23 protein-coding genes are annotated in these 25,030 nt (G+C 72.0%); 16 read left to right on the top strand and 7 right to left on the bottom strand.

Translation table 11 applies throughout. From position 1 onward, the window contains the following. The 3 genes from ASF17_RS09585 (at position 1) to ASF17_RS09575 (ending at position 4,399) form a co-directional block, all read left to right on the top strand. Positions 1–1,035 (top strand): carbohydrate ABC transporter permease, encoded by a 1,035-nt coding sequence (locus ASF17_RS09585; protein WP_055798841.1) that lies wholly within the window; start codon positions 1–3, stop codon positions 1,033–1,035. After that, positions 1,032–1,937: a carbohydrate ABC transporter permease gene (locus ASF17_RS09580; protein ID WP_055798838.1), complete on the top strand. Its 906-nt coding sequence runs from the start codon at positions 1,032–1,034 to the stop codon at positions 1,935–1,937. Before ASF17_RS09585 ends, ASF17_RS09580 begins: the two co-directional genes overlap by 4 nt. 173 nt (positions 1,938–2,110) lie before the next feature. Further along, entirely contained in the window at positions 2,111–4,399 is a 2,289-nt protein-coding gene (locus ASF17_RS09575; protein WP_055800603.1) for a glycoside hydrolase family 3 N-terminal domain-containing protein, read from the top strand. A gap of 89 nt (positions 4,400–4,488) precedes the next feature. Here the strand turns inward: ASF17_RS09575 and ASF17_RS09570 are convergent, their stop codons facing one another. Continuing rightward, on the bottom strand, positions 4,489–5,382 hold the full coding sequence (locus ASF17_RS09570) for an Abi family protein (protein WP_055798836.1): 894 nt from the start codon (positions 5,380–5,382) through the stop codon (positions 4,489–4,491). Between the two features lie 193 nt (positions 5,383–5,575). On the opposite strand from ASF17_RS09570, the gene ASF17_RS09565 reads away from it, so the two are divergent. The 8 genes from ASF17_RS09565 to ASF17_RS09530 all read left to right on the top strand — a co-directional run bounded on the left by ASF17_RS09565 (position 5,576) and on the right by ASF17_RS09530 (position 13,041). Further along, positions 5,576–6,136: a hypothetical protein gene (locus tag ASF17_RS09565; protein WP_055798831.1), complete on the top strand. Its 561-nt coding sequence runs from the start codon at positions 5,576–5,578 to the stop codon at positions 6,134–6,136. A gap of 53 nt (positions 6,137–6,189) precedes the next feature. Further along, complete coding sequence (locus tag ASF17_RS09560; protein WP_055798827.1) at positions 6,190–6,996, top strand: ABC transporter ATP-binding protein; 807 nt, start codon at positions 6,190–6,192, stop codon at positions 6,994–6,996. Next, on the top strand, positions 6,993–8,489 hold the full coding sequence (locus tag ASF17_RS09555; protein ID WP_235476519.1) for an ABC transporter permease: 1,497 nt from the start codon (positions 6,993–6,995) through the stop codon (positions 8,487–8,489). The genes ASF17_RS09560 and ASF17_RS09555 overlap by 4 nt, the downstream gene beginning before the upstream one ends. A 191-nt stretch (positions 8,490–8,680) precedes the next feature. Continuing rightward, on the top strand, positions 8,681–10,525 hold the full coding sequence (locus ASF17_RS09550; protein WP_156357377.1) for an alpha/beta hydrolase: 1,845 nt from the start codon (positions 8,681–8,683) through the stop codon (positions 10,523–10,525). Between the two features lie 11 nt (positions 10,526–10,536). Then, positions 10,537–11,229: a hypothetical protein gene (locus ASF17_RS09545; protein ID WP_055798822.1), complete on the top strand. Its 693-nt coding sequence runs from the start codon at positions 10,537–10,539 to the stop codon at positions 11,227–11,229. Between the two features lie 33 nt (positions 11,230–11,262). Beyond that, positions 11,263–11,916, top strand: a complete 654-nt coding sequence (locus ASF17_RS09540) for a hypothetical protein (RefSeq protein ID WP_055798819.1) — start codon at positions 11,263–11,265, stop codon at positions 11,914–11,916. Positions 11,917–12,027: 111 nt separating this feature from the next. Next, positions 12,028–12,363 carry a hypothetical protein gene (locus tag ASF17_RS09535; protein WP_055798816.1) on the top strand — a complete coding sequence of 112 codons (336 nt, stop codon included), beginning with the start codon at positions 12,028–12,030 and terminating at the stop codon, positions 12,361–12,363. Positions 12,364–12,609: 246 nt separating this feature from the next. After that, positions 12,610–13,041: an META domain-containing protein gene (locus ASF17_RS09530; RefSeq protein ID WP_055798812.1), complete on the top strand. Its 432-nt coding sequence runs from the start codon at positions 12,610–12,612 to the stop codon at positions 13,039–13,041. A gap of 24 nt (positions 13,042–13,065) precedes the next feature. Here the strand turns inward: ASF17_RS09530 and ASF17_RS09525 are convergent, their stop codons facing one another. The 4 genes from ASF17_RS09525 to ASF17_RS09510 form a co-directional block, all read right to left on the bottom strand. Continuing rightward, the gene (locus ASF17_RS09525) at positions 13,066–14,232 is read right to left on the bottom strand and encodes a zinc-binding alcohol dehydrogenase family protein (RefSeq protein WP_055798810.1); all 1,167 of its coding nucleotides are present in this window, start codon (positions 14,230–14,232) and stop codon (positions 13,066–13,068) included. Between the two features lie 55 nt (positions 14,233–14,287). Further along, positions 14,288–15,982: a PepSY-associated TM helix domain-containing protein gene (locus ASF17_RS09520; RefSeq protein ID WP_082475250.1), complete on the bottom strand. Its 1,695-nt coding sequence runs from the start codon at positions 15,980–15,982 to the stop codon at positions 14,288–14,290. Then, positions 15,979–16,848, bottom strand: a complete 870-nt coding sequence (locus ASF17_RS09515; protein ID WP_082475249.1) for a YcnI family copper-binding membrane protein — start codon at positions 16,846–16,848, stop codon at positions 15,979–15,981. Before ASF17_RS09515 ends, ASF17_RS09520 begins: the two co-directional genes overlap by 4 nt. A 118-nt stretch (positions 16,849–16,966) precedes the next feature. Next, positions 16,967–17,656 carry a hypothetical protein gene (locus ASF17_RS09510; protein WP_055798808.1) on the bottom strand — a complete coding sequence of 230 codons (690 nt, stop codon included), beginning with the start codon at positions 17,654–17,656 and terminating at the stop codon, positions 16,967–16,969. Positions 17,657–17,847: 191 nt separating this feature from the next. Here ASF17_RS09510 and ASF17_RS09505 point away from each other — a divergent pair, with 191 nt between their 5' ends. Next, positions 17,848–18,447, top strand: coding sequence for a DUF1349 domain-containing protein (locus ASF17_RS09505; RefSeq protein ID WP_055798803.1), 600 nt, complete (start codon positions 17,848–17,850; stop codon positions 18,445–18,447). A 4-nt stretch (positions 18,448–18,451) separates the two neighbouring features. Continuing rightward, positions 18,452–19,042: a hypothetical protein gene (locus tag ASF17_RS09500; protein ID WP_156357376.1), complete on the top strand. Its 591-nt coding sequence runs from the start codon at positions 18,452–18,454 to the stop codon at positions 19,040–19,042. A gap of 417 nt (positions 19,043–19,459) precedes the next feature. Here the strand turns inward: ASF17_RS09500 and ASF17_RS09495 are convergent, their stop codons facing one another. Both ASF17_RS09495 and ASF17_RS09490 read right to left on the bottom strand, forming a co-directional pair. Then, on the bottom strand, positions 19,460–20,509 hold the full coding sequence (locus ASF17_RS09495; RefSeq protein ID WP_055798799.1) for a TerC family protein: 1,050 nt from the start codon (positions 20,507–20,509) through the stop codon (positions 19,460–19,462). 207 nt (positions 20,510–20,716) lie between these two features. Next, entirely contained in the window at positions 20,717–21,202 is a 486-nt protein-coding gene (locus ASF17_RS09490; RefSeq protein ID WP_055798797.1) for an SRPBCC family protein, read from the bottom strand. A gap of 217 nt (positions 21,203–21,419) precedes the next feature. Here ASF17_RS09490 and ASF17_RS09485 point away from each other — a divergent pair, with 217 nt between their 5' ends. From ASF17_RS09485 to ASF17_RS09475, 3 genes are all read left to right on the top strand, one after another. Beyond that, complete coding sequence (locus ASF17_RS09485; RefSeq protein WP_055798794.1) at positions 21,420–22,235, top strand: sugar phosphate isomerase/epimerase family protein; 816 nt, start codon at positions 21,420–21,422, stop codon at positions 22,233–22,235. Continuing rightward, positions 22,232–23,365, top strand: coding sequence for a Gfo/Idh/MocA family protein (locus tag ASF17_RS09480; RefSeq protein WP_055798790.1), 1,134 nt, complete (start codon positions 22,232–22,234; stop codon positions 23,363–23,365). Before ASF17_RS09485 ends, ASF17_RS09480 begins: the two co-directional genes overlap by 4 nt. 289 nt (positions 23,366–23,654) lie before the next feature. Next, the gene (locus ASF17_RS09475; RefSeq protein ID WP_055798787.1) at positions 23,655–25,016 is read left to right on the top strand and encodes an MFS transporter; all 1,362 of its coding nucleotides are present in this window, start codon (positions 23,655–23,657) and stop codon (positions 25,014–25,016) included. Positions 25,017–25,030 lie beyond the last annotated feature (14 nt).

Here is a 25,030-nt window from a genome sequence, read left to right as displayed (position 1 = left end):
GTGAGTCTCCGCGAACCCTCCGTGCGGCCCGCCGCACCCTCGCGGGCTCACGCCACCGCCGGGGGCGATGCGCTCGCATCGCCCCCGGCGGCCTCCCGGGCCGTGTCCCGGAAGGGGCGTGGCGCCCAGGGCCTGGAGATCGCCCTCCTCGTCGGCCCGGCCCTCGTGGTCTTCCTGGCCTTCGTGGTGTTCCCGATCGTCATGGCCGCCTACTACGGCTTCTTCAGCTGGTCGGGATTCGGTGCGCCGACGGACTTCGTCGGGTTCCGCAACTACCTGACGATCTTCCAGGACGTCGCGTTCCTCGACGCCCTCCGCCACAACGCGACCATCGTCGTGCTGTCGCTCGTGCTGCAGGGCCCCGTCGCGATCGGCCTGGCGCTGCTGCTGAACCGCAAGCTGCGCGGTCAGTCGCTGATCCGCGTGCTGATCTTCGTGCCCTACGTCATCAGCGAGGTCGTCGTCGGCACCGGCTGGAGCCTCATGCTCCAGGGCAGCGGCGCCGTCAACGACATGCTGACGAAGCTCGGCCTCGGCTCGCTCGCGCAGGACTGGCTCGCCGACCCGAGCATCGCCATCTGGACCCTGCTGGTCATCATCACCTGGAAGTACGTCGGCTTCGCCGTCATCCTCTTCCTCGCCGGCCTGCAGGGCGTCCCCGAGGAGCTCAGCGAGGCCGCGGCCATCGACGGCGCGAGCTGGTGGCAGATCCAGCGCCGCATCACGCTGCCGCTGCTCGGCCCGACGCTGCGCATCTGGGCGTTCCTGTCGATCATCGGCTCGCTGCAGCTGTTCGACCTCGTCTACATCATCTGGGGTCAGTACATCGCGGCCACCGCCGGCACCTCGACGATGGCCACCTACATGGTCGCGAACGGCCGCACCTCGGGCAGCTACGGCTACGGCAACGCCGTCGCGGTCGTGCTGTTCCTCATCTCGCTCGTCGTCGCCCTCGTCTACCAGCGCTACGTGCTGCGTCGCGACACGGCCGGCGCCGTGACGACCTCCGCCACCACCGCAGGAGAAGAACGATGACCGCCTCGACCCTCGCCGCGCCTCCTCGGGGCCGCGGGCCCGCGTCGCACGACGCGCAGCCGACGAAGCGCAGGAGGCGCGGGATCGCCGATCCCGGACGCGGCGTCGCGTACGTGGTCGCCCTGGTCGTCATCGTGGCGATGCTCGCGCCCGTCGCGTTCATCGTGCTCGGCGGGTTCCGCACGAACGCGCAGATCACGACCGACCCGTCGGGGTTCCCGAGCCCGTGGCAGATCGGCAACTACATCGACGTGCTCGTCGAGGGCACGTTCTGGCGGCAGGTCGGCAACTCGCTGATCTCGGCCGGCGCCACCACGATCGGCACCGTCGCGCTCGGCCTCGCCGCGAGCTACGTGCTGGCCCGCTACCGGTTCGCCGGACGCGGCGTTCTCTACGCGATGTTCGCCGCGGGGCTGATGTTCCCGATGACCGTCGCGATCACGCCGCTGTACCTGGTGATCCGCGACCTGGGGCTGACGAACTCGCTGGCCGGGGTGATCCTGCCGCAGATCGCGTTCGCGCTGCCGACGACGATCATCATCCTCGTGCCGTTCCTCCGTGCGATCCCCGACGAGATCGAGGAGGCCGCGTTCATCGACGGCTGCAGCCGCCTCGGCTTCTTCTTCCGCATGGTGGTGCGCCTGTCGCTGCCGGGGGTCATCACCGTCGGCATCCTCGCGTTCATCGGGGCGTGGAACTCGTACCTGCTGCCGCTGTTCATCCTCAACGATCCGTCGACGTTCACTTTGCCGCTCGGCGTGCAGGCGTTCTCGTCGCAGTACTCGGTCGACACCGCCCGGGTGCTGGCCTTCACGGCTCTGTCGATGCTGCCCGCGCTGATCTTCTTCAGCCTGTTCGAACGCCGCATCGTCGGCGGACTCACCGGGGCGGTCAAGGGATGACCGCCGCCGACACCGGCACCCTCCGGGTCGACCGGACCCCGACCGCACCAGCCCAGGAGGCGCGAGCCGACATGACCGACACCATCGACGCACCGCAGACGGTCCAGCCCGACGAGACCGTCGTGCGCGGCGAGCCCCGCGCCTCCCACCGGGTCCGCTCGCTGCTGGCCGACATGACCCTCGACGAGAAGCTCGCCCAGCTGGTCGGCTGGTGGGTCGATCAGGGGGCTGACAACGTGGCCCCGATGCAGGGCGAGATGGCCACGTCGGGTGACTACGAGGAGGCCACCCGGCACGGGCTCGGTCACCTGACGCGGGTCTACGGGACGCGACCGGTGGACCCGGTCGAGCGCGCCTCCTGGCTGTGGCGCGAGCAGCGCCGCCTGCGCGACGAGACCCGTCTCGGGATCCCGGCCCTCGTGCACGAGGAGTGCCTGACCGGGCTCGCGGCCTGGCAGGCGGCGACGTTCCCGACGCCTCTGGCCTGGGGCGCCTCGTTCGACCCGGAGCTCGTCGAGCGCATGGCCGAGCTGATCGGCGGGTCGATGCGCGAGCTCGGCGTGCACCAGGGTCTCGCGCCGGTGCTCGACGTGATCAGGGACCCGCGCTGGGGACGCGTCGACGAGTGCATCGCCGAGGATCCGTACGTGGTCGGCACCATCGGCACCGCGTACGTCCGGGGGCTGCAGGCCGCCGGCGTCCACGCCACGCTCAAGCACTTCGTCGGCTACTCGGCGTCGGTGGCGGGGCGCAACCATGCACCGGCGCAGATCGGGCCGCGGTTCGTCGAGGACGTCCTGCTGCCGCCGTTCGAGATGGCCGTGCTCGACGGCGGGGTCCGCTCGGTGATGAACTCGTACGCCGAGATCGACGGCGTGCCCGTCGCCGGCACGCCCGAGTACCTGACCGAGCTGCTGCGTCGCCGCTGGGGGTTCGACGGGGTCGTCGTGTCGGACTACTTCTCGGTGGCGTTCCTCCAGGTGATGCACGCCGTCGCGGGCGACCGGGGCGAGGCTGCCGCACTGGCCCTCGAGGCCGGCATCGACGTCGAGCTGCCGACCGGCGACGCCTACCTCGAGCCGCTCGCCGAGCGCGTGCGATCGGGGCTCGTCGACGGGGCGCTCGTCGACCGGGCCGTGCTGCGCGTGCTCGCGCAGAAGGAGGACCTCGGGCTGCTCGACGAGACGTTCGAGACGCCACCGCCGTCGGTGTTCGATCTCGACTCGGCCGAGCACCGGGTCGTCGCGCGCCGCCTGGCCGACGAGTCGGTCGTCGTGCTGACGAACGACGGGGTGCTGCCGCTCCTGGGCCCGGGTGTCGGTGCCGGTGCGGCCGCCGGCCCGGCCGCGGTCGCGGTGCTCGGGCCGAACGGCGACAGCGCCGAGGCCCTGATGGGCTGCTACTCGTTCGTCAACCACGTGCTGGCGCACCACCCCGGTGTGCCGCTCGGCATCGAGCTGCCGACCGTCGCCGAGGCGCTGCGTCACGAGCTGCCCGACGCCGAGGTGACGATCGCGGCGGGCTGCGACGTCGAGGGCGACGACCGGTCGCGCATCGTCGCCGCCGTCGAGACCGCCCGCGGCGCCGACGTGGCGATCGTGGTGGTCGGCGACCGCGCCGGTCTGTTCGGGCGCGGCACCGTCGGCGAGGGCAACGACGTCGAGAGCCTCGAGCTGCCGGGTGTGCAGCGCGAGCTGGTCGAGGCCGTCGTCGCGACCGGCACGCCCGTCGTGATGGTCGTGCTCTCGGGGCGTCCGTACGCGATCGGCTGGGCGATCTCGGGCGCGGGGGCGCCGGCCGCCGTCGTGCAGGCGTTCTTCCCGGGCGAGGAGGGCGGCGCAGCCGTCGCCGGCATCCTGTCCGGCAGCGTCGAGCCCTCGGGTCACCTGCCGGTGTCGCTGCCGCGCTCGGCCGGGGCGCAGCCGTTCTCGTACCTGCACCCCGTGCTCGGCGGGCCCTCGGAGGTCACGAGCGCCGACAGCACCCCGGTGCTCCCGTTCGGCCACGGTCTGACCTACACGACGTGGAGCCGCTCGGACCTCGCCGTCGGGTCGGCGGGTGGCGTCGGGTCGGCCGGAGAGGTCGCCGCCGGCGGCTCCTTCACCGCGTCGGTGCGGGTCGCGAACACGGGCGACCGGCCCGGCATCGACCTCGTTCAGCTCTACGCCCGCGACGTGATCGGCTCGGTGACCCGTCCGGTCGCGCAGCTGCTCGGCTACGCGCGGGTGACGCTCGCACCGGGCGAGGAGGCGCGGGTCGAGTTCACCGTTCCCACCTCTCGTCTGGCCTTCACCGACCGGCACGGCCGCCGCGTGGTCGAGCCCGGCGACGTCGAGCTCTGGGTCGGCCCGTCGTGCGACACCCGCGAGACGGAGGCGCGCCTCCTGCTCACCGGCGACGTGCACCCCGTCTCGCTCGACGACCCCCGTCTCGTCGCGGTGGAGGTCGCGCCCCTGGGCTGACGCCGCCGGCCCGAGGACGGCCCGGCATCACGACGTGAACGGGACACCGCGAGATCCAGCGGTGCCCCGTTCGCGTCTCCGTGCGCGGCTCAGACTCTGTGATCGTCAGGTGTCCGAGGGGACGCGAGACCCTGCCAGAAGACCGACTCGGGACGGTGCTGTCCGGCGATGTGGGGAAGGGCCGGCACGCCAGCCTGGCCACGGACGATCAGATCATCGAGGGACGCGATGGCGTCGAGCACGGATCGGGGGTGGAACTGGCCGATCTTTCGCTTGGCTTTGGCTCGCACGTTGTTCGGGGTCGGTCCCGCGTCGATGATCGAGTGATGCCAGAGACGACTGTGATGCGCGCAGCGGTTACGCAGATAGACCAGGGTCCGCACGCGGTAGGCGAAGCCTGCTTTCGCCACCCCGAGGCTCGTCGCCACGTCGTCGGCCAGGGACGCTCCAGCGCCACGCTCGATGCACCTCGAGAGGGTGCCGAACGACAGGGCCTCGATCGCTGACCACACCGGTAGGTCGCGGAAGTCCGGCGCACCGTCGGCGGCGGTCCGGAAGTGGAGGACGTGGCGCTCGCGGCTGCGAGTGATGTCGCGAAGAATCGCGTCGACTGTCGGTTCCCTGTCGACGGCATCCGTGTAGAACCTCTGCTCGAGGTACCGCCCATAGGGTCCGTGGATGTGAGCGATTGCGGACGCGGTGTGGGTCCGCAGCAGGAGCTCAGCGCTGGCCAAGGGCTTGACCAGTGCGGTTCGGAGCGCCTCGTCGGCTTCATAGACGCCACGGATCTCGTCGAAGGTCGTACCGGGGCGGAAATCATCGTCACCGCCATGCGGCGCGATCTGGAAATACCGTGCGTACCCGGAGAAGCGGTAGTAGTTGTTCGCCGCGAGGAACCGCGCGCACTCGGCCTCGTCAGCGATGGCGAGGTTGCGCGTCGACATCAGAGCGACCTGCTGGTCCACGGTCAGGCTGGGTTTCACTAGCCCCTCGAAAAGAAAAAGGCCCCTCCCATTTGAGCATCGTCGAGAGGCTTGGGAGGGGGTCGATTGCTCTCATGGTAGCTCAGCGAGGTCGTCCGCGCACGTGCCGGCAGCGCACCGGGGGATAACCCCCGCGCGGGTCTGGGTGCGGGCGTCATAGGGCGGCGCGGCGGGCGTCGCGAGGATCGTAGGCATGGAAGATCACGCCGCCCCCACCCCGTCCGCCGCCCGCTCCGAGACCCGCTCGACCGGCGCCTCCGTCCCCGCCCGCCGTCTGCGCGCCGCCGCGACCGTCGCCCTCGGCGTCGCCGGCATCGCCGCCCTGACCGGCTGCTCGACCCTGGTCGGCGCCGCCGAGAAGGCCGTCGGCAGCGAGCCCGTGCAGCAGCGCCACTACGACGTCCACGCCGACGCCCCGAGCTCGCGCACCTCCGACGACATGGCCTGGTTCCTGCCCGACTGGGTCCCCGAGGACGCCCGCGACATCGACGTGCGTCTGCACGTCTCGCAGCCCGGCTACGAGCTCTCGTTCGTCTCCGATGAGGGCGTCGACCTCGACGCCTGCGAGCCCGTCGACGGCGACCTCGGCGGCCCGGCGATGCCGGCCGAGACGCTGCCGCAGCCGCTCCCCACCACGGGGCTCGTGTCGTGCGGCGACGGTCGCGTGACCGCCTCCGTCGACGACCGCTGGGCCAGCTGGACCACCGCCGAGGCCGTGCCCGGCGACGACGGCGGCAGCACGCTCCGTCAGTAGCCCGCCCGACCCGACCCGCGCCTCCTCGGCCCCCCCTCGACAGGACGTACCCCATGACCCACCCCGCAGCACACCCCGCAGCACACCCCACGACCACCACCCCCATCAGCCGGGGAGGCGCGGCGCCCGTCGCCCGCGTCGAGAACGTCACGAAGTCGTTCGGCCTCGGCGACGGCCGCGTCGACGCCCTGCGAGACGTCTCGCTCGACCTCCGCGCCGGCCAGTTCACCGCCGTGATGGGCCCGAGCGGCTCGGGCAAGTCGACGCTCATGCACATCACCGCCGGGCTCGATCAGGCGACGTCGGGCCGGGTGCTGCTCGGCGACACCGACATCACGCGGCTCGACGACACGCAGCTGACCCTGCTGCGTCGCCGCCGCATCGGCTTCGTCTTCCAGGCGTTCAACCTCGTGCCGACGCTCGACGTGTCGGCCAACATCGAGCTGCCCTTCCGGCTCGACGGCCGCCGCGCGACCGCCGACGAGCGCGCGTGGATCGGCTGGCTCGTCGGCACCCTCGGTCTCGACTCGCGCCTGACGCACCGTCCGCACCAGCTCTCGGGCGGTCAGCAGCAGCGGGTCGCCATCGCCCGCGCGCTCGCCACCCGGCCCGACCTGATCTTCGCCGACGAACCCACCGGCAACCTCGACTCGAAGGCGGGGCGCGACGTGCTCGAGGTGCTGCGCACGGCCTCGCGCGACCACGGCCAGAGCATCGCCATGGTGACGCACGACCCGGTGGCGGCGAGCTACGCCGACCGCGTGGTGTTCCTCGCCGACGGACGCATCGTGCACGAGGTCGGCGCCAGCACGCCGGCCGAGATCTCGCAGGTCATGCTCGACCTGGAGCGTGCCGCGTGAGCGCCGCGACCGCGTCCGTGACCGCTCCCCGGCCCGGCGGCGGCCCCGGCACCCGCAGCTCGGAGCGCTCCGCCGGCACCGCCCCGCGCACCCGCTCCGCCCTCGTCGAGCAGCTGCTCGAGCACCGCCCCAGCGTGCTCGTCGCGGCCCTCGGCACGACGTTCGGCGTGGCGCTGCTCTCCGTGTCGCACATCGTCGAGCAGCTGATCGCCTCCGACCCGGCGGTCGCGGCCAGCGGGACCGTCTCGACGATGCTCGATCTCGTCGCGTCGGTCTTCGTCGGACTCGCGCTCTACGTCGGGGCGATCGTCACGGCGAACACCTTCACCACCGTCGTCGCGGGGCGCACGCCCACGATCGCCCTGATGCGCCTGCTCGGCTCGTCGGCCCGCGACCAGCGTCGGTCCGTGGCCCGCGAGGGGCTCCTCGTCGGGGTCGCCGGTGCGCTGATCGGCATCGTCGTCGGCACCCTGCTCGTCGTCGTGGCCGTCACCGTGCTGGTCGCGCGGGGCACGCTGCCCGATCTCGACTACGCGTACGTCTCGGTCGGCGGTCTCGTGCCGGCGGTCGCCGTCGTCGCGACCACCGTCGCCGCGGCCTGGATCGGCTCGCGCCGCGTGCTGCAGGTCACCCCGCTGCAGGCGACGGGAGTCGTTCAGGAGGAGCCGGTCGGCTCGCGCCCCCGCCGGGTGCTCCGCACGGTGTTCGCGGCGCTGCTCGTCGTCGGGGGTGGACTGCTGCTGCTCGCCGGGGTGGTCATCGGCCTGGCGGACGCGATCGGCGTGCTGATCGCCTTCGTCGGAGGGGTCCTCTCCTTCTCGGGCGTCGTGGTCGGCGCCCACACCGTGATGCCGGCGATGCTCGCCGGGGTCGGTCGCCTCTTCGGCGGCGGCCAGGTGGCGCGGCTCGCGGCCGAGAACGCCGTGCGTCAGCCCGAGCGGAGCACCCGCGCCACGATCGGCATCGTCATCGGCGTGACCCTGGTGACGACCATGTCGGTGGCGCTCGAGACGCTCCGCACGTTCATCGGACGGCTGTCGGAGGATCCGGTCTACGCCGCCGAGCTCGACACGATGTTCACGACCACGCTGCTGATCATGGCGGGGCTCGTGGGCTTCTCGGCCGTCATCGCCGCGGTCGGCATGGTCAACGACATGTCGCTCAGCGTGCTGCAGCGTCGTCGCGAGCTCGGGCTGCTGCGCGCCGTCGGCTCGACCGTCGGGCAGATCCGCGGCATGATCCTGCTCGAGGCCGCGCAGATGGCCGTGACGGCGATCGTCGTCGGAGTCGTGCTCGGAACCGTCTACGGCTGGGCCGGGGCGCAGGCGCTGCTCGGCTCGGCGAACCAGGGTCTGCTCATCGCGCCGACGCTGCCGCTCCCGCTGCTGGTCGGGCTGGCCCTCACGGCCGCCGTGCTCGCCGGCGTGGCCGCGCTGGTGCCCGCCCGCCGGGCGACCTCGGTGACGCCGGTCGAGGCGCTCGCCGCCCGCTGAGCCGCGCCGCGCCTCCTCGGCTCGCGCCGCAGCTCCCCCGCTCGTGCTGCACCCGGTTTTCGGCTCTACACCCCGATAGATGGGGGTGTGGCGCCGAAAACGGGGTGTCGCAGGAGGCGCGGGGGACGCGGGCGGACGGGGTGTAGCTTCAGACGCACAGACAAGTGGGTTCACACGGGGGTGTGGTGGGCATGGCGACGATCGAGTTCGACGACGGGGCGGCTGACGCGTTGATCGCTGCGGCGGACGGGGCATCGAGCGACCTGCGCACGCAGGCGATGGCGAACCGGATGCAGGTCGAGTCGGTCGTGCCCGACTTCCAGGGCGCCTACGCGACGCTGTTCACCCAGGCCAGCACCGTGCGGTCGGAGGACACCCAGAAGCTGGCCGGGGTTCTGTCGGATCTGAGCGGTGCCGTGGGAACGGCTAAGCAGGAGGCCGAGAGGGAGCGCCAGCGTCTGCGTGACGTCGACAGCTGGACCACGCGCGAGACTGCCCGTGATGAGCAGCGGGCGTCGGGGGACTTCCTGCAGGGGGCGTCGGCGTTCGCCACGTCACTGACCGACCCGCGCCCCAGCGATGTCGCCGTGAAGCCGAAGCCGATCGCGGCGTCGTTCAGCGCGCGCGTGCGCAACCGGACGAGCGGCGGCTCCTCGGGCGGGATGTCGTCGGCCGATCCCGATCTGCTCCGGACTTTCGCCGCCGCGAGCCGAGCGTCGGACCTGAGCTCGGCGCAGCACGTGATCCAGATGAAGAACGCTTGGGCCGGCTTCACATCAGCGTGTTCGTGGGTGCCGATCGACTCGTCGACGGCGATATCGAGTCTTGACGTGCTGATGACCGAGAACGCGGCGGACGCGACGTGGCTCGACGGAATCGCGGCGGCGTTCGAGGAGGCGGGGGGCGGTTCGCTTCCGGACCTCAGCCTCGACTCGGTGGCGGTGACGTCCGCGTCGCCCGCGCTCACGAGGCTGCTGCAACCGGGCCTCACGCCGGCGGAGGTGGCGGAGGCTTATGCGCAGCTGCCGCAGACCGACGCCTACATCTCCGGCTTGCCGCTGGCGACCCAATATCTGTTCGCGAACCTCGACGGCGTGCCCGCGTCGAAGCGCGACATAGCGTCGCGAGCCGTGCTGGACGCCGCTGTCGAGGATCCGGAGCGGGTCTATCAGCTGATGGGCTTTGGCGGGGACCGGAACCGGGGGCTCCCGGCCTTCGAGGAGCAGGTGAAGGCGCTCAGCGATGCCGTGGACGACGCGGATGAAAGGGCACGGTACCTCCCGGGGGAACAGGTCGATAAGGCGGCGCAACTCGTCGGATTCGGTGAGCATGACGGGGCCCTTGTGGCTGCGATCTCGTTGGGGAACGTCGAAACGGCGTCGAATGTGACTGTCAATGTGCCGGGCATGGACTCCAACGCCGCTGGCCTATCGAGTTCGATTAAGGCCTCAGAGCAATTGATCACAGCCGCCTTCGACGAGAACAGGCACGAGTCTTACGCCGTCGTTTCGTGGTTCGGCTATAACTCCCCGAACAAGGGCGAAGTGGCGTTCTCCGCCAGGGCGTCATCTGGCGCTTCTGAGCTGGCCTCGTTCTTAGACGGTGTGCACGACAGCAGAGCCAGCACCGCACCGGATTCTGTGACCGTCATGGCTCACTCTTATGGTTCGACGACGACCTCTGAGGCCCTCTTGCTCACGCAGAACCGGGTGGATTCGTTCATCTCTTACGGTTCCGTTGGCCTGACGGAGGAGGCTACGGTCGAAGAGCTGAATGCTGACGCAGTCTTTTCTACGCTCGCCGCCGGTGACGGCCTCGCTCCATTCGGGCTGTGGCTCGGGCAGAACAGCCGGACTGATCCATCGGAGGTTCCAGGGGTGCAGCAATTTTCATCCGAGGGCGGACCAGGGACCGAAGCCGTGACCCAGCACAACATGTGGACGGACTTCGAGTCCGACCAAACGGGATACCTTGCTGCCGATTCGACATCCCTCATGACTAGCTCGCAGATCGTAGCCAACGGAAGACCGGACTGATGAATCGAGCTATGAAATCGAGCCTGCATCATCACGTCGCCGCTGTGGTGTCGACGCTCTTGGTGATCGCGATGACAGGATGCGCCGCGAGCGCAGGGAATGGAGATGACGTGACGGGACAGGACGTTCGGGATGCGGCGGGGATGACTCAGACGGAGGTGGCTGGGCTGTCGGTGGAGGACGAGTTCGGGCTGGCGTCGGAGCGGTATGTCGAGATGCAGGGTGTGCTCGAGGAGGCGCAACTTCAGATCTCGAACGGTGCATGGTTCTGGAACGGTGGCGATGTGCTTCCTGTCGCGGCGGGGGCCGACGCGTTCGGCGAGCCTCTGCCGGGGGCTGACGATGACAACTCTTACTTCTTCACTGCAGGGCGGATCCTCGAGCCGGAGGGCGCCGAGGGTGCCCGGAGCGATCTCGATCCGATGATCGAGTACTTCGACCAGAAGGGCTGGGAGTCGGGTAGTCGCGAGATCGGCCGCAACTTCGAGGCGAGGGCCGACAGCGGTGACGGTTGGTGGGTCACCTATACGGTTCGTCCGAACGGCCAGTACTCCCTCGCTGTGTACAGCGAGCCGTTCTGGACGAACGATTCGGGCGCGCTGTTCTCGGCGATCGCCGATCGTGATCCGGCCGACTTCCCTGAGGAGTCCGTGCCCGGCGAGTACCCGCCGTTCCCGTCGTGGAGCGATCCGGTGCAGTCGTAGATCATGCTGCGATCCGGGGGTGTTCTTCGAGCGGTGGTGCTGTCGATGGTGACAGTGTGCGCGGTGGCGGGGTGCGCCTCCGGGGCGGGGTCTGCTCTCGGCGATGAGCCTCGCGACGCGGCGGGGATGACTCAGACGGAGGTGGCCGGGCTGTCGCTCGAGGAGGAGTTCGGGTTGGCGTCGGAGCGGTACGTCGAGATGCAGGGCCTGCTCGAGGAGGCGCAGCTCCAGATCTCGGACGGCTCATGGATCTGGATCGGTGGGGACGTGCTGCCCGTCATGGGCGGGGCGAATGCTTACGGTCAGGCGCCCGAGGGTGCCGCTGAGGAGAACAGTTACTTTTTCCAGACCAGTCGGAACGTCACTCTCGAGGGGGCCGAGGGCGAGCGTTCCGACCTCGATCCGATGCTCGAGTACTTCGACGAGAAAGGCTGGGAGTCGGGAACCGCCGAGATCGGTAGCGAATTCGAGGCCCGCGCCGATACAGGCGACGGCTGGTGGGTGACCTACACGGTGCGGCCCAACGGGCAGTACACGGTGGCTGTGTACAGCGAGGTGTTCTGGACGAACGATTCGAGTGCTGTGAGGTTCGCGATCGCCGATCGCGATGCGCCTGGTTTCCCGGATGAGTCCGTGCCGGGCGAGTACCCGCCGTTCCCGTCGTGGGACGACCTGGTTCAGCCGTAGCGCGTGGTCGGCACCCGGGACGGTTCGCGACCGGCCAGGGCGCACCGGCCAGGGGGCACCGGCCAGGGTCGCCGGCCCCGGTGTCACCGGTCGGACCTATGGTCAGCCGACATGGGAGTCCAGTCGTCGTTCGTCAACGCCGCCGCCGTCCTCGCGAAGCGGCCGCTGGAGCACCCCTACGCGATCCCGCCCGAGCCGGGCGCGCAGGGGTTGTGGCTGATCAGGCAGGGGGCGGCGGCGCCGCTGGGCTACGTGCGCCAGCGTCCGGTGCTCGGCGGATACGCGTTCGACGTCTACGCGCACTGCCGCGACGAGGGAGGGCGTCGCCCCTGGCTGCACACCGCCGACAGCTTCAACTCGGCCGTCGCCTGGGCCGTGCAGCACGACTCCGAGATCCGAACGCTGATCGCGCGCCACGCCCCCGAGCCCGACCCCTGGCCGGCCTGATCGCGGCGAGTCGGGGGATGACGCCGAGGGGACGGAGCCGAGGAGGCGCGGCTGACGCAGGCCAGCCGGGCACCTCCCGCGCGTCCCGGGTGGTGTCCTCTCCGCCGAGCTCTTACGCAAGCATGCGTAACAGTTCCTGAGCGGGGACACCCGCCCGCTCGCGTCTCGACCTGGGGGCTGGTGCTGCGCATGCATGCGTAACAGCTCGCGAGTGACAGCACCGCCCCCCGCCCCTACGATCGCCGCATGGCCCATCGACCGCGACCTCGCGCCATCAGAGCGGCCGCACTGACGCTCGTCGTCGCATCGATCTCGGTGCTCAGCGCCTGCGCACCCGTCCCCGAGGCGGTCCGGGGCACGTGGACGCTCTCCGCAGGGCGCGACGACCACGGCGCCTTCGACCTGACGACCGGCCAGGCGACCGCCCGACTCGTCATCGACGGGGGCCGACTCGAGGGCACGAGCATCTGCACCTCCGTCGCCGCCCGCATCGAGAGCGTGGACCCGTGGCACCTCGTCGACGTCGTGTCGACCGAGCAGGCCTGCCTCGATTCCGCCGCGAACGACCTCACCGCCCGGTACCTGTCCGCACTGGTCGACGCCGAGCACGCCCGGGTCGAGAACGCGCAGCTCGTGCTGATCGGAGAGCGATCTCGCCTCGTCTTCAGCCCAGCCTGAAGCAGCGAGGCCCGGACGCCAGCACTACAGCAGCACCACGAGCTTCCGAGCCGAGACTCCGGCGCGCTGACGGTCGACCGCGCCCTGGATCGCGCCGAGCCCTTCGCCGGCGACCAGCGCCTCCGGGACCGCGCGCAGCGACCCGTCGGCCAGACCCCGCGGCACGATCCCGCCCCACAGCTGCTCGCCGAGATCGTCGTCGCGCAGACTGCTGCCCCACACGAACCGGGCGACGACCTTCGCCTGCCGCGCAGCCAGCAGCGATCGCGCCGTCGCCAGCCCGAGACGCGCGAATGTCGGCAGCGCGTTCGGCACGAGAGGTCTGCCCGTCGAGACGTCGGCGACCTCCGCGAGCGACACGGGGGTGCTCAGCAGAGCGAGACGGGATCCGCCGGTCCGAGCCAGCAGGCGGATGCACGCCTCCGTCGACCCCAGCCCGATCGCGACCGCCCCGGCGACGGTCCGCCCTGCGATCACGGTCACGAGCTTGTCGACCACCTCGGGGTCGCGGTAGTCGTACACATGCGTCGCGCCCAGCGCCTTGACCGTCTCCGCGTTCGCCGCCGACGCCGTGCTCACCACGTCGTACCCCGCCGCCGTCGCCAGCTGCACCGCGTTCATCCCGACGCTCGTCGACCCGCCCCAGACGACGACCACCTCGCGCTCGCGGGGAGCCGGGCCTCCGGCATCCGACACCGCGCCTCCGGCGTCCGCAGCAGACCGGGGCAGCCGCAGCCCGAGGTGCCGCTCCTGGAACAGCGCGCACGCCGCCGTCGACACCCCGAGCGGCAGCACCGCCGCCTGCTCGAACGACAGATCGTCGGGGATCACCGTCGTCAACCGTTCGAGCAGGGCCGTGTGCGTCTGGAACGCTCCCTCGTGCCGCGGGTCGCGCCCCTTGTCGGTGCCGGTCGCGAGCCCGACCACCCGGTCGCCGACCGCGAGTCGCGTGACCGCCGAGCCGACGGCGACCACCTCGCCCGCGACGTCCGTGCCGAGCACCGCGGGGTGCGTGAGCCAGCGGTACGTCATCCGACCCGTGCCCTGCACCACCCAGTCGAGCGGGTTGACCGCCACGGCCCGGACCCGCACGACCACCTCGTCAGCCGCCGGAGCGGGCATCTCGGCCGGACCGACCTCGAACGGGGTGCGGGGCGAGCGCAGGAACGCGGCGGTGTTCGCGAGGGTCATGCCCTGATCCTGTCACCGCCCGCCCGCCCGGAGCCGAGGAGGCGCGGGTCGCGGATCAACGCCGGCTCGCCACCCAGAGCGCGTCGCCGACCACGAACACGACCAGCGTCACGCCGAGCAGCGGCAGGAACAGCGCCAGCAGGCCGCCGCCCACGAGCACGAGCGCGACACCCCACCACGGCGCCCGGGCCAGCGCCCCCGCCGGAGCGGCCGCACCCGGCCGCAGCCGCGCCGCGCCGACCGCGCCGCCGGGCCGCGGCGCGCCGCGGGCACCGGTACCCAGGGGCCCTGCCGCGCGCGTCGGTCGCCGCTTCCACCACATGAGGTACCCGAACACGACCATCACCGCGATGCCGAGCGCCGTGACCGCGAGCAGCAGCTGATTCGCCAGGCCGAACATCGACCCCATGTGCGTGTCGACGCCCCAGCGCGCGAGCTTGGCCATGACCGGGTAGTCGGCGAAATCGGTGCGTCCGACCACCTCGAGCGTCGACCCGTCCACCGCCACGGCGTCGACCTCGGTCGGGAAGCTGCGCTGGATCTCGGTGACCGTCCAGGCGCTCGCGGCGTCGGCGGGCGGCTTGATCTCGACGAGCCCGGTGTTCACGTTGACGGTCCGGGCGACCTCGAGCACGGCGTCGAAGGTGGTCGGGTCCGCTTCGGTGAGGGGCGCCTCCTCGACTCCGTGGTGTCCGGCGTGCGGGTCGGCGGCGACGTCGGCCGCATCGCCCGACGACGACCCCGCGCCCGCCGACGAGCCCGACCCCGACCCCGGCTCCGGCAGCGCCGTCGTCAGTGCGGGGTTCGACCAGCTGAGCGCCGACCGCAGCCCGGTCACGTTCTCGCCCGCGAACTGCGACCAGGTGATGCCCGTCGCCGACAGGAACAGCGCCCCGATCAGCAGCCAGATCCCGGTCGAGGCGTGCCAGCTGAAGATCCGCCGGTGACCGGTCGCGCCGGTGTCGGGTCGCAGCATGCCGCGTCGGGCCCGCGCCCGGTCGGCCGGACGCGTCCGCCGCCGCGCCGCCCGCCACCGCACGAGCCAGAGACCCGCTCCCGCGACGACGACGACGCCGAGCCAGCTGGCGGCCAGCTCGCTGTAGAGCCGCCCGGCGTCGCCGAGCCCGAGACTGCGGTGGAAGTCGCTCACCGCGGTCCGCAGCGGCAGCGCCCCGCTCGTCCCGTACACCGGCAGGTCGCCCCGCACCTCGGCGGTCGCGGGGTCGACGAAGATCGCGCGCGTCTGACTCTCGATCAGGTCGTCGCCCGTGAACATGACCCGCGTCGTGTCACCCGCCTCCGGAGCGGGCCGCACCGCGACCAGCGCTCCGTCGTCGCCCACGACCTGCTCGGCGGCCTCGATCTGGTCGGCCAGCGGCAGGGCCGCAGACTCGGCGCTCGCCGCGGGCACCGTGAGCTCGTCGGCGTAGACGACCCGCTCGATGGACGGGGTCAGGGCGTAGGCGGCTCCGGTCAGCGCCGCGACGAGGATGAACGGCCCGACCAGCACCCCCGCGAAGAAGTGCAGCCGCAGCAGCATCGGCGCGAACCAGCCGCCGCGGGCGGGTGCGGGGCGGGGTGCCGCGGGGCGCGGTGCCGAGGAGGCGCGGGTCGTCTCGGACCCCGATCGCGCGTCGTCCGTGCCGTCCCCTGCCGCCCGTCCGGGGTCGCGAGGCGACTCGCCGGATCGGGCCGCGCCTCCTCGGCCCACGTTCCCGGCGTCGGTGCCGTCGTGCTCTGCGGCGCTCATCGACGTGCCTCCTGCTGGCGACGGAGGCCGATGGTCAGCAGCACGACGGCGACGACCCCGACGGCGAGCCCGGCGACACCGAGCAGTCGAGCCGTGTCGTCGATGGGCGAGGCGGCGCTGGTGGTGGCGGCGGTGGCCGTCGCGTCCGATGCGTCCGCCGGGTCCGTCGCGCCCGTGCCCGAGGCGGCGTCCGTCAGCACCAGCGCGGGCGCCGGCTCGTTCGGCTCGGGGGCGTCGGGGTCGGACGAGGGCAGCTCGCTCCACGAGTACGACCCCGACTCGCAGGTCTGCACGGTCGGGAACGCGACGAGGTCGCCGGCCTGCCCGTCGACCGGCAGCAGCGCCGAGATCTCGACCGTGTCGCGGAACCCGTCGGGCAGCGGGGTGTCGGCCGTGTACGTCACCGTCGTCGCCTCGAGCACGCTCGGGTCGGCGGGCGGGGCGGACTCCGTGATGGTCCAGCCGGGCTTCACGGTGGGGGTCACCGACTGGACGCCGGCGGGCAGCTCGATCGCGAGCGACGTCGTCGGGGAGTCCCCGCAGCCGTGACCGACGGCGAACGTCAGCACGCTGATCGTCGCGGGAGCGGTCGACGACGCCTCGAGCTCGACGTGAGCGGAGGCCGAGGTCGGGATGCCGACCGCGAGGGCGAGCCCGGCGGCGCCGGCGACGGCCGCGAGGGCGAGCGGGCGGGCGCGGGAGGCCGAGGAGGCGCGGGTCGTCCGAGCCGAGGAGGCGCGCAGGGATCGAGCCGAGGAGGCGCGCGCGGGCCCGGTGGGCCTGGTGGCGCGCCGGCGGCCGGTGGCGGAGTCGGGTCGGGCGGAGTCGGAGCGTGATGCGGAGTGATCTGGGGTGCGCGAGCGCATGGCGGAGCGGGTCCTTCGAACGGGCGGGGTGATCCCCGGGGTGCGGTCGTCCGGCGCGGCCGCACCCGGACGGGGCGGCGGCACGCCGGGACCACGCGAGTCAGGACGACCCGCGCGGTCAGTGGGCGAGCACCCCGACCGGAGGGCCCCGCAGCCCCCGCGTCGTTCCGAGCAGCGTCGACGTACGACGCGCGGGCGAGGCCCAGGAGGACTCGTCGAGGCGGCGGCGGCGGCGGCGCGGCACGGCGGCCGGGTCGGCGAGGGCCGCGACGGCGTCGACGGCCGACGCGAGCGCTGTGACGAGAGCTCTGACGACGCGACCGAGGTGCGACGACGCGACTGCGGCCGCGACCCTCACCGTGATGCTGCGGGCGAGGCTCCGGACGGCCGATGCCCCGAGGCGCAGGGAGACGATCGTGACGAGACCGGCGACGACGTGCGCCCAGACCATCGTCCCCGACGGCATGGCGCCCATGTCGCCGGTCGCGGCCCCGACGTCGGGCAGCGAGGCGAGGTGCGCGTGAGCGCCATGACCGCCGGATCCGGTCGAGGAGGCGCGGGTCGGGTCGACGCCGGCCGACGCGTGTCCGAGCGAGAAGACGACGTGCAGCAGCCCCTGGAGCAGGCCGATCGCGACGACGAGGTTCGGCAGGGCGACGCGGCGGCCGCCGGCGGCGAAGCAGCCGAGCACGCCCGCGACGAACACGAGGGCGAGGAGGAGCGGCGGCGGGAACGCGCCCCCGCCGAGCGAGTGGGCGGTCGCCGTGACGAGCACCCCGACCGAGGTGGACAGGACGGCACGCAGCATGCGTTCCTGTCGAGCCAGCACGTCGCCTCCCAGCGGTCGTGACAACGGTACCCGAGCACGTCCGCCACCACCCCGCTGGCCCGCGCTCCCGCCGGCCCGCGCCTCCCACCCGCCATCGCGCCTCCTCCGCTCTGTCCGCAGCTCGCCGCGCTCGCCGCCCGCTTCCCACCCCGCGCCGCTAGGGTCGGCGCATGACCCTCACCGTCGCCGGACTGCCCGCCCTCTCGTGGACGAACGGCGAGGGCGACGCGTCGCTCGACACCGACGGCGCTCTCGTGCTGCGCTCCGCACCCGGCGTCGACTGGACGAACGACGCCCTCGGCGCCGAGCCCCAGCACGCCGCGACGAGTCTCGGCTTCGAGGCCCCTGACGAGTTCACGCTCTCGGCGCGCATCACCATCGTCGGCGCGCGCACCACCTTCGACGCCGGGGCCCTCGCGCTCTGGAGCGACCCCGACCACTGGGCCAAGATCTGCTTCGAGAACTCCCCGCAGGGCGAGACGATGATCGTCACCGTCGTCACGAACGGCTGGTCGGACGACGTGAACTCGACCGCCGTCGAGGGCGATGCCGCGTTCGTGCGGGTGACGCGGGTCGGTCCGGGCTGGGCGTTCCACTCGTCCGACGACGGAGTCGAGTGGCGGTTCGTGCGGCAGTTCCGGCTCGAGGTCGACGGGCCGGTCCACGTCGGGTTCCTCGCGCAGGCGCCGCAGGGCGAGACGTGCGAGGCGCGCTTCGACCGCATCGCGCTCGGTGAGACGGCGCCCGCCGACCTTCGCGACGGCAGCTGACCTCGTGTCGACGAGCACGCTGCGGGCGCCGCTCGACCCACCGCGCAGCGGGTCCGAAAGGCGGTTGCGTCGATCGGCGCTCTGGCAGCTGCTGGTCCCGGTGGTGCTCGTCGCACTGCATCTGCCCATCCGCCTCGCTGGCGACAGGCTGACCACCGGTGACGTGATGGTCGTCGGTATCTCAGTCGTCGCCCTCGGTCTCGTCATCGCACAGCTGGCTCAGTTCCGCGCGTACGGTTCGTGGCGCTCCCTGCCGGTCGAGCCGGGCGAGACGCTCCTCTGGGGCACGGTCGCCGCGCTCATCCTGCCGACCGGGGGTGCCGGGTACGGGGGCCGGTTCGTCCTGTCGAGCCGGCGCCTCCGGTACCTCCCCGATCTGACCTCCCGGCTGCGCGGCGGGCAGCCCACCGAGTGGCCGGTCGCGAGCATCGTCGGCGTCGAGGTCAGTCCCGTCGACCACCGGCGTCGACTCCGAGGAGGCGCGTGGGTCGTCCTCGAGATCGCCGACGCCGATCCCGTGACCATCCTCACCCCCGAGCCGCACGCGGTCGCCGCCGAGTTCCACGAGCACCTCGCGAGCACCCGCCCCCGCTGACCGCGCGCCTCCCGCGCGCACCCGCCCCGCGTCCCGCTGACCCGCCCCGCGCCCGCCCCGCGCCCGCCCCGCGTCCGTCGACCCCGCGCATCCCGCGCGCACCCGCCCCTCGTCCGTCGACCCGCGCATCCCGCGTGGACATCCCGCCACCGTCTCGACAACCCGCCACCGTTTCTCGTGGCGGGGTGTCGAGTTCGTGGCGGCGTGGCCCGCCCCGCGAGCTGCCGCGCCAGGAGATGGACCCGACGCCACTCTTGCACCTGGCGTCGTGTCCACAACCTGGCGTCGTGTCCACAACCCGGCGTCGTGTCCACGACCCGGCGTCGTGCCCTCAGCGCCCCCCGCGCAAATGAAGGAGGCGCGGTGCCGGCATCAGCCGACCCGCGCCTCCTCGGCGTCACGGTGTCACGAGCGGGGTCAGTGGCGACCCGAGCCCTTGTCATTCGCGTCGTCGGTGGCACGCGTGACGGGCTCGCCCTCGACGGTCGTGCGGTCGTTCTTGTTCTTGTCGCCGCGGGTCTTCGCGAGGCTCGCGACCGTCGCGACCGTGATCGTCGCGCCGATGAACAGCAGCGACAGCCAGATCGGGATCTCGGGCACCCAGAGCAGCGGCTCTCCGCCGTTGATGAAGGGCACCTCGTTGACGTGCAGGGCGTGGAAGACGAGCTTCACACCGATGAACGCGAGGATGACCGCGAGGCCCTGCGAGAGGTACACGAGACGCTCGAGCAGACCGCCGATGAGGAAGTACAGCTGGCGCAGACCCATCAGGGCGAACGCGTTGGCCGTGAAGACGATGTACGCCTCGTTGGTCAGGCCGTAGATCGCGGGGATCGAGTCGAGCGCGAAGACCAGGTCGACGAAGCCGATCGCGATGACGCAGAGCAGCAGCGGGGTGACGAAGCGCTTGCCCGAGATCTTGACGGTGAACTTGTCGCCGTTGAAGTCGTCGTGCACGGGCAGGATGCGGCGGGCGACGCGTACGAACATGTTGTCGGCGGCGTTCCCGCCGTGGTCGCCCTTGAGCTGCTGGTAGGCGAGCACGAACAGCAGCGCACCGAAGATGTAGAAGACCCACGAGAAGTTCTCGATCAGCGCGGCGCCGGCGGCGATGAAGCCCGCGCGCATGATCAACGCGATGACGATGCCGATCATCAGCACCTTCTGCTGGTACATCCGCGGGATGGCGAACCCGGTCATGATCAGCAGGAACACGAAGAGGTTGTCGATCGACAGCGCCTTCTCGGTCAGGTAGCCGGCGAAGTACTCGCCGCCGTAGCCCCAGCCGTTCGTGACGCCGATGCCGACGCCGAACAGCAGCGCGAGGCCGATGTAGAACGCCGACCAGCGGGCGGACTCGCCGATCGTGGGCTCGTGCGGCTTGCGGACGTGGGTGAAGAACTCGTAGACGAAGAAGGCGATCGTCACCGCGATGGTGATGAGCCAGGTGGTCAGCGATATGTTCACGGGGTTGGGCTCCGGGTTTCGGGCTGGGGCTGTGAGGCGCGTTGGCGGTCGGTGCGCAGGGATGCGTCGACCGTCGGGATGACTCCCGAGACGAATCTACGTGAGAGTCCGCTGTGGGCGTGCCGCCAAGCAGCCGCCACGCTCCTGTGAAGCTGCAGGGCGTGCAAAGTCCTGCTCAGAAGCAGGTTCGGGCCGGGCCGCCGATCGTCAGCGAGCAGCGCCGACCCGGTCGAGCTCGGCCCCGATCCCGGCGAGCACGCGGGTCATGTACGGACCCCACGCGAAGCGCACGATCCCGCGGACGACGGGCCCCGCGCCGGGCTTCGCCGTGAAGGTGTAGCGCCAGCGCACCCGGGTGCCCTCGCCGTCGGGCATGTACCGCCAGGCCGCGCGTCCGCCCGAGACGAGCTTCTCGAGCGGCCCGCGGAAGTCGGTCAGCTCGTAGATGAACAGCGACGGCGTGTCGACCCGCACGATCGTCTCGCGCACCGATCCGCCGCCCGAGAGCTGCAGGAGGCGCGTCTGACCGGGGGCGTCCCACCCGCCGGTCTGTCCGTGGACGGCCTCGACCTCGGGCAGGGGTCCCCAGCTCGGATAGAAGCCGACCGGGTCGAGGGGCGTTCCGATCTCCCACGCCCGGCGGAGCGGGGCGGTCGTCGTGATCTCGCGGGTGGCGCTCGCGGTGGTCGTCATGCCGGGTGGTTCGGAGTCGAGGGCCGGAACGGCAGGAGGCGCGCTGCCGGTCGCGCGCGCCTCCTCGGCTCCGTCGCCGCACCTCCTCGGCCTGCCGATGAACGGACAACTTTTGCATGTGCGTCGACAGAAGTAGTTGAATGGTCACCGGCGTCCGTTCTCGCGCACTCGAGTCCCCCGGCACGCCCCCGAGACCACCGGAACAAAGGAGTACCCCATGAGCAGCACACCCTCCGTTCAGCTCTACAGCGTGCGCGACGCCATCGCCGCCGACCTGTCGGGCAGCGTCGCCCGCCTCGCCGAGATCGGCTTCACGAAGGTTGAGCCGTACGGCTTCGCCGACAACCCCACCGAGATCGCCGCCGCGCTGACCGCCGCCGGCGTCACCGCTCCGAGCGGCCACAGCGCCGTGATCGACGCCGACGACCCCCAGCGCTTCTTCGACGCGGCGAAGGAGATCGGCATCGAGACGGTCATCGACCCGTTCATCCCGAGCGACCGCTGGCAGACCGCCGACGACGCGAAGGTCATCGCCGAGCGCGTCAACGAGCTCGCCGAGCTGGCCGCCGGTCACGGCCTCCGCTTCGGGTACCACAACCACCAGTGGGAGTTCACGAACAAGGTCGACGGCCGCCCCATCTACGACCTCTTCGTCGAGCAGCTCTCGCCCTCGGTCGTGCTCGAGCTCGACACCTTCTGGGCGACCGTCGGCGGCGCCGACACCCCCGCCGTGCTGAGGTCGCTCGGCGACCGCGTGCAGCTGCTGCACATCAAGGACGGCAAGGTCAGCGGTGACATCGCCACCGCCCTGCCGAGCAGCGAGAGCGCTCTGATCGTGCCCGAGGCGCTCGCCGCCGCGTTCGAGAACCAGACCCCCGCCGGTCAGGGCGACGTCGACGTGCGGGCGATCCTCGCCGCGGCACCGCACGCCCTCCGCGTCGTCGAGTTCGACGCCTACTCGGGCGACGTCTTCGAGGGCATCGCCGCCTCGTTCGCCTGGCTCGCCGAGAACGACACCGAGGCGTCGGCATGAGCGCGGCCACCACGGCCTCGTCCGCCCGCGGCTCGGGCCCCGTCGGCGTCGGCGTCATCGGCGCCGGGGTCATCAGCGGGACCTACCTCGAGAACATGACGGCGTTCGCCGACCTGAAGGTGCTGTTCGTCGCCGACATCGACGCGGATCGCGCCCGCACCCAGGCCGAGGCCTACGGCGTGCCCGGTCACGGCACGGTCGCCGAGCTGCTCGCGATCGACGAGATCGAGATCGTCGTCAACCTGACGATCCCGGCCGTCCACGCCGAGGTCGGCCGCCAGATCATCGCCGCGGGCAAGAACGTCTGGAGCGAGAAGCCCCTGGCCCTCGACCACCGGTCGGGCAGCGACCTGCTCGCCGCGGCCGACGCCGCCGGCGTGCGGGTCGCCTGCGCCCCCGACACCGTGCTCGGCGCCGGCATCCAGTCGGCGATGCGCGCCATCGCGCGCGGCGACATCGGGGAGCCGCTCACGGCGACGACGATGTTCCACGTGCCCGGCCCCGAGTCGTGGCACCCCAACCCCGATTTCCTGTTCGCGATCGGCGCCGGTCCGCTCTTCGACATGGGTCCGTACTACGTCAGCACGCTCGTGCACGCGTTCGGCTCGGCCAGCCGCGTCAGCGCGGTCTCGTCGAAGTCGTTCGACACGCGGACGATCGGCAGCGGCCCGCGCGCCGGGCAGACGTTCCCCGTCGAGGTGCCGACGCACCACGCGGCTCTGATCCAGTTCGAGGGCGGGCAGTCGGCGCAGTCGACGTTCTCGTTCCAGAACGCGCTGCCCCGGGCGGGCTTCGTCGAGATCAGCGGCACCGAGGGCACCATCGTGCTGCCCGACCCGAACATGTTCGAGGGCGACTCGACCCTGTACCGCTTCGGTCAGGACGAGCCGACCACCCTCACCGCCGTCGGCTCGACCTACGGTCGCGGCTCGGGCGTGCTCGACCTGGCGCGGGCGATCCGCGGCGGCGAGACCGAGCGGGCCAGCGGTGCGGTCGCGGCTCACGTGCTCGACGTGCTGCTCGCGGTGTCGGAGGCGGCCGAGAGCGGCGCCGCCGTCGACGTCGCGTCGAGCGTGGCGAAGCCCGCGCCCCTGCCCGAGAGCTGGGACCCGGCGGCCGCGACCCTGTAGCGGCTGCATCGGGTCGGCCGGGCCGGTTCGGCCTGCCGCGTCGCGAACGAACGGGACACCGCCTGATCCGGCGGTGTCCCGTTCATGTCAGAGTGCGCGAAGCGCACCCGTCCCGCTAACGTACGTCCGTACACTCCGCGCGATCTCGGCCATCTTCGCAAGTCCCGCACCGCACCTCCCGCAGCTCCTGCACCGCACCTCCCGCAGTCCCGCACGGCGTCCCCGGCGCCCTGCGAGCCCCCCCTGCACCGCGCCTCCTGACTCCACCCCCTCCCAGCCGGAAGACCCCATGAGCACGACGACGTCTCGCCCCCGCCCCTCGGTCCCTCGCGACGTCCGGCGTGCGCGCTGGGCCGTCTCGCTGCTGTTCCTGACGAACGGGGCGCTGTTCGCCAACCTGCTGCCGCGGTATCCGGCGATCAAGGCCGGGCTGGGGCTGTCGAACGCGGAGTTCGGGTTGGCCGTCGCGGCGTTCCCGCTCGGCGCGATCGTCGCCGGGCTGGCGGCGGGCATGCTGATCCGGCGGTTCCGGTCGTCGCGGGTCGCAGTGGTCGGCACCGTCGTGACGGCGTTCGGCGTGCTGGCCGCGGGGGTCTCCCCGTCGTGGGCCCTGCTGGCCGCGGGTCTCTTCGTGGCCGGCTCGATGGACGCCATCACCGACGTGGCCCAGAACTCGCACGGACTGCGGGTGCAGCGCCGCTACGGCCGATCGATCCTCAACTCGTTCCACGCGGCGTGGAGCGTCGGCGCCGTCATCGGCGGCCTGATGGGCGGTGCGGCCGCGGGTCTCGGGATCCCGACTCCGGCGCATCTGGCCGTGTCGGGCGCGATCTTCTGCGTCGTGGCCGTCGTCTCGTACCGCTGGATGCTCGCCGGCCCCGAGCCGACCGACGAGAGCGAGGGCGCCGCCGACGACGCGGCGGTCGCCGCCGGAGCCGAGGAGGCGCGGGTCGAGTCCGACCCCTCCGTCGCGTCGGTCGCCGCGGTCGCCGGCCGCTCGGCCCTCCGCTTCGGGACGGTGGCCGTGCTGGCCGCCCTCGTGCTCGTCTCCATGAGCGCGGCCATCGTCGAGGACGCCGGCAACACCTGGGCCGCCGTCTACCTCTCGGGCTCGCTCGACGCGAGCGTCACGATCGCGTCGCTCGGCTTCGTGTCGCTCGCGGGCATGCAGCTGATCGGCCGGCTGGTCGGCGACGGCATGGTCGATCGGCTGGGGCAGCGCACCGTCGCGCGGATCGGCGGCGTGCTGGTCGCGGTCGGCACGGGGCTCGCGTTGGCGTTCCCGTCGATCCCCGGCACGATCATCGGCTTCGGCGCGGCCGGCTTCGGCGTGGCGACGCTGATCCCCGGGGCGATGCACGCCGCCGATCAGCTGCCCGGCTTCCGCCGGGGCACGGGTCTGACTCTGCTGAGCTGGCTGATGCGGCTCGGGTTCCTGTTCTCGCCGCCGCTGGTCGGGCTGATCGCCGATGCGACGTCGCTGCGCTGGGGTCTGCTGATCATGCCGGTCGCCGGCGTGATCGTGCTGCTGCTCGCGGGCGTGCTCGCGCGGCGGGTGCCGCACACGGCTGCCGACCCCGCCGCTGCTGCCGCCGACCCGGCTGCGGCCGCCGCGGACCCGGCTGCGGCCGCCCCCGCGCCGCGCGACTGAGGGCCGCGCGGGCC

This window comes from Frigoribacterium sp. Leaf263 (assembly GCF_001422285.1).
Lineage (GTDB): Bacteria > Actinomycetota > Actinomycetes > Actinomycetales > Microbacteriaceae > Frigoribacterium.
Note: the sequence above shows the minus strand (reverse complement) of the source record. Positions and strands in the feature narration are given on the sequence as shown.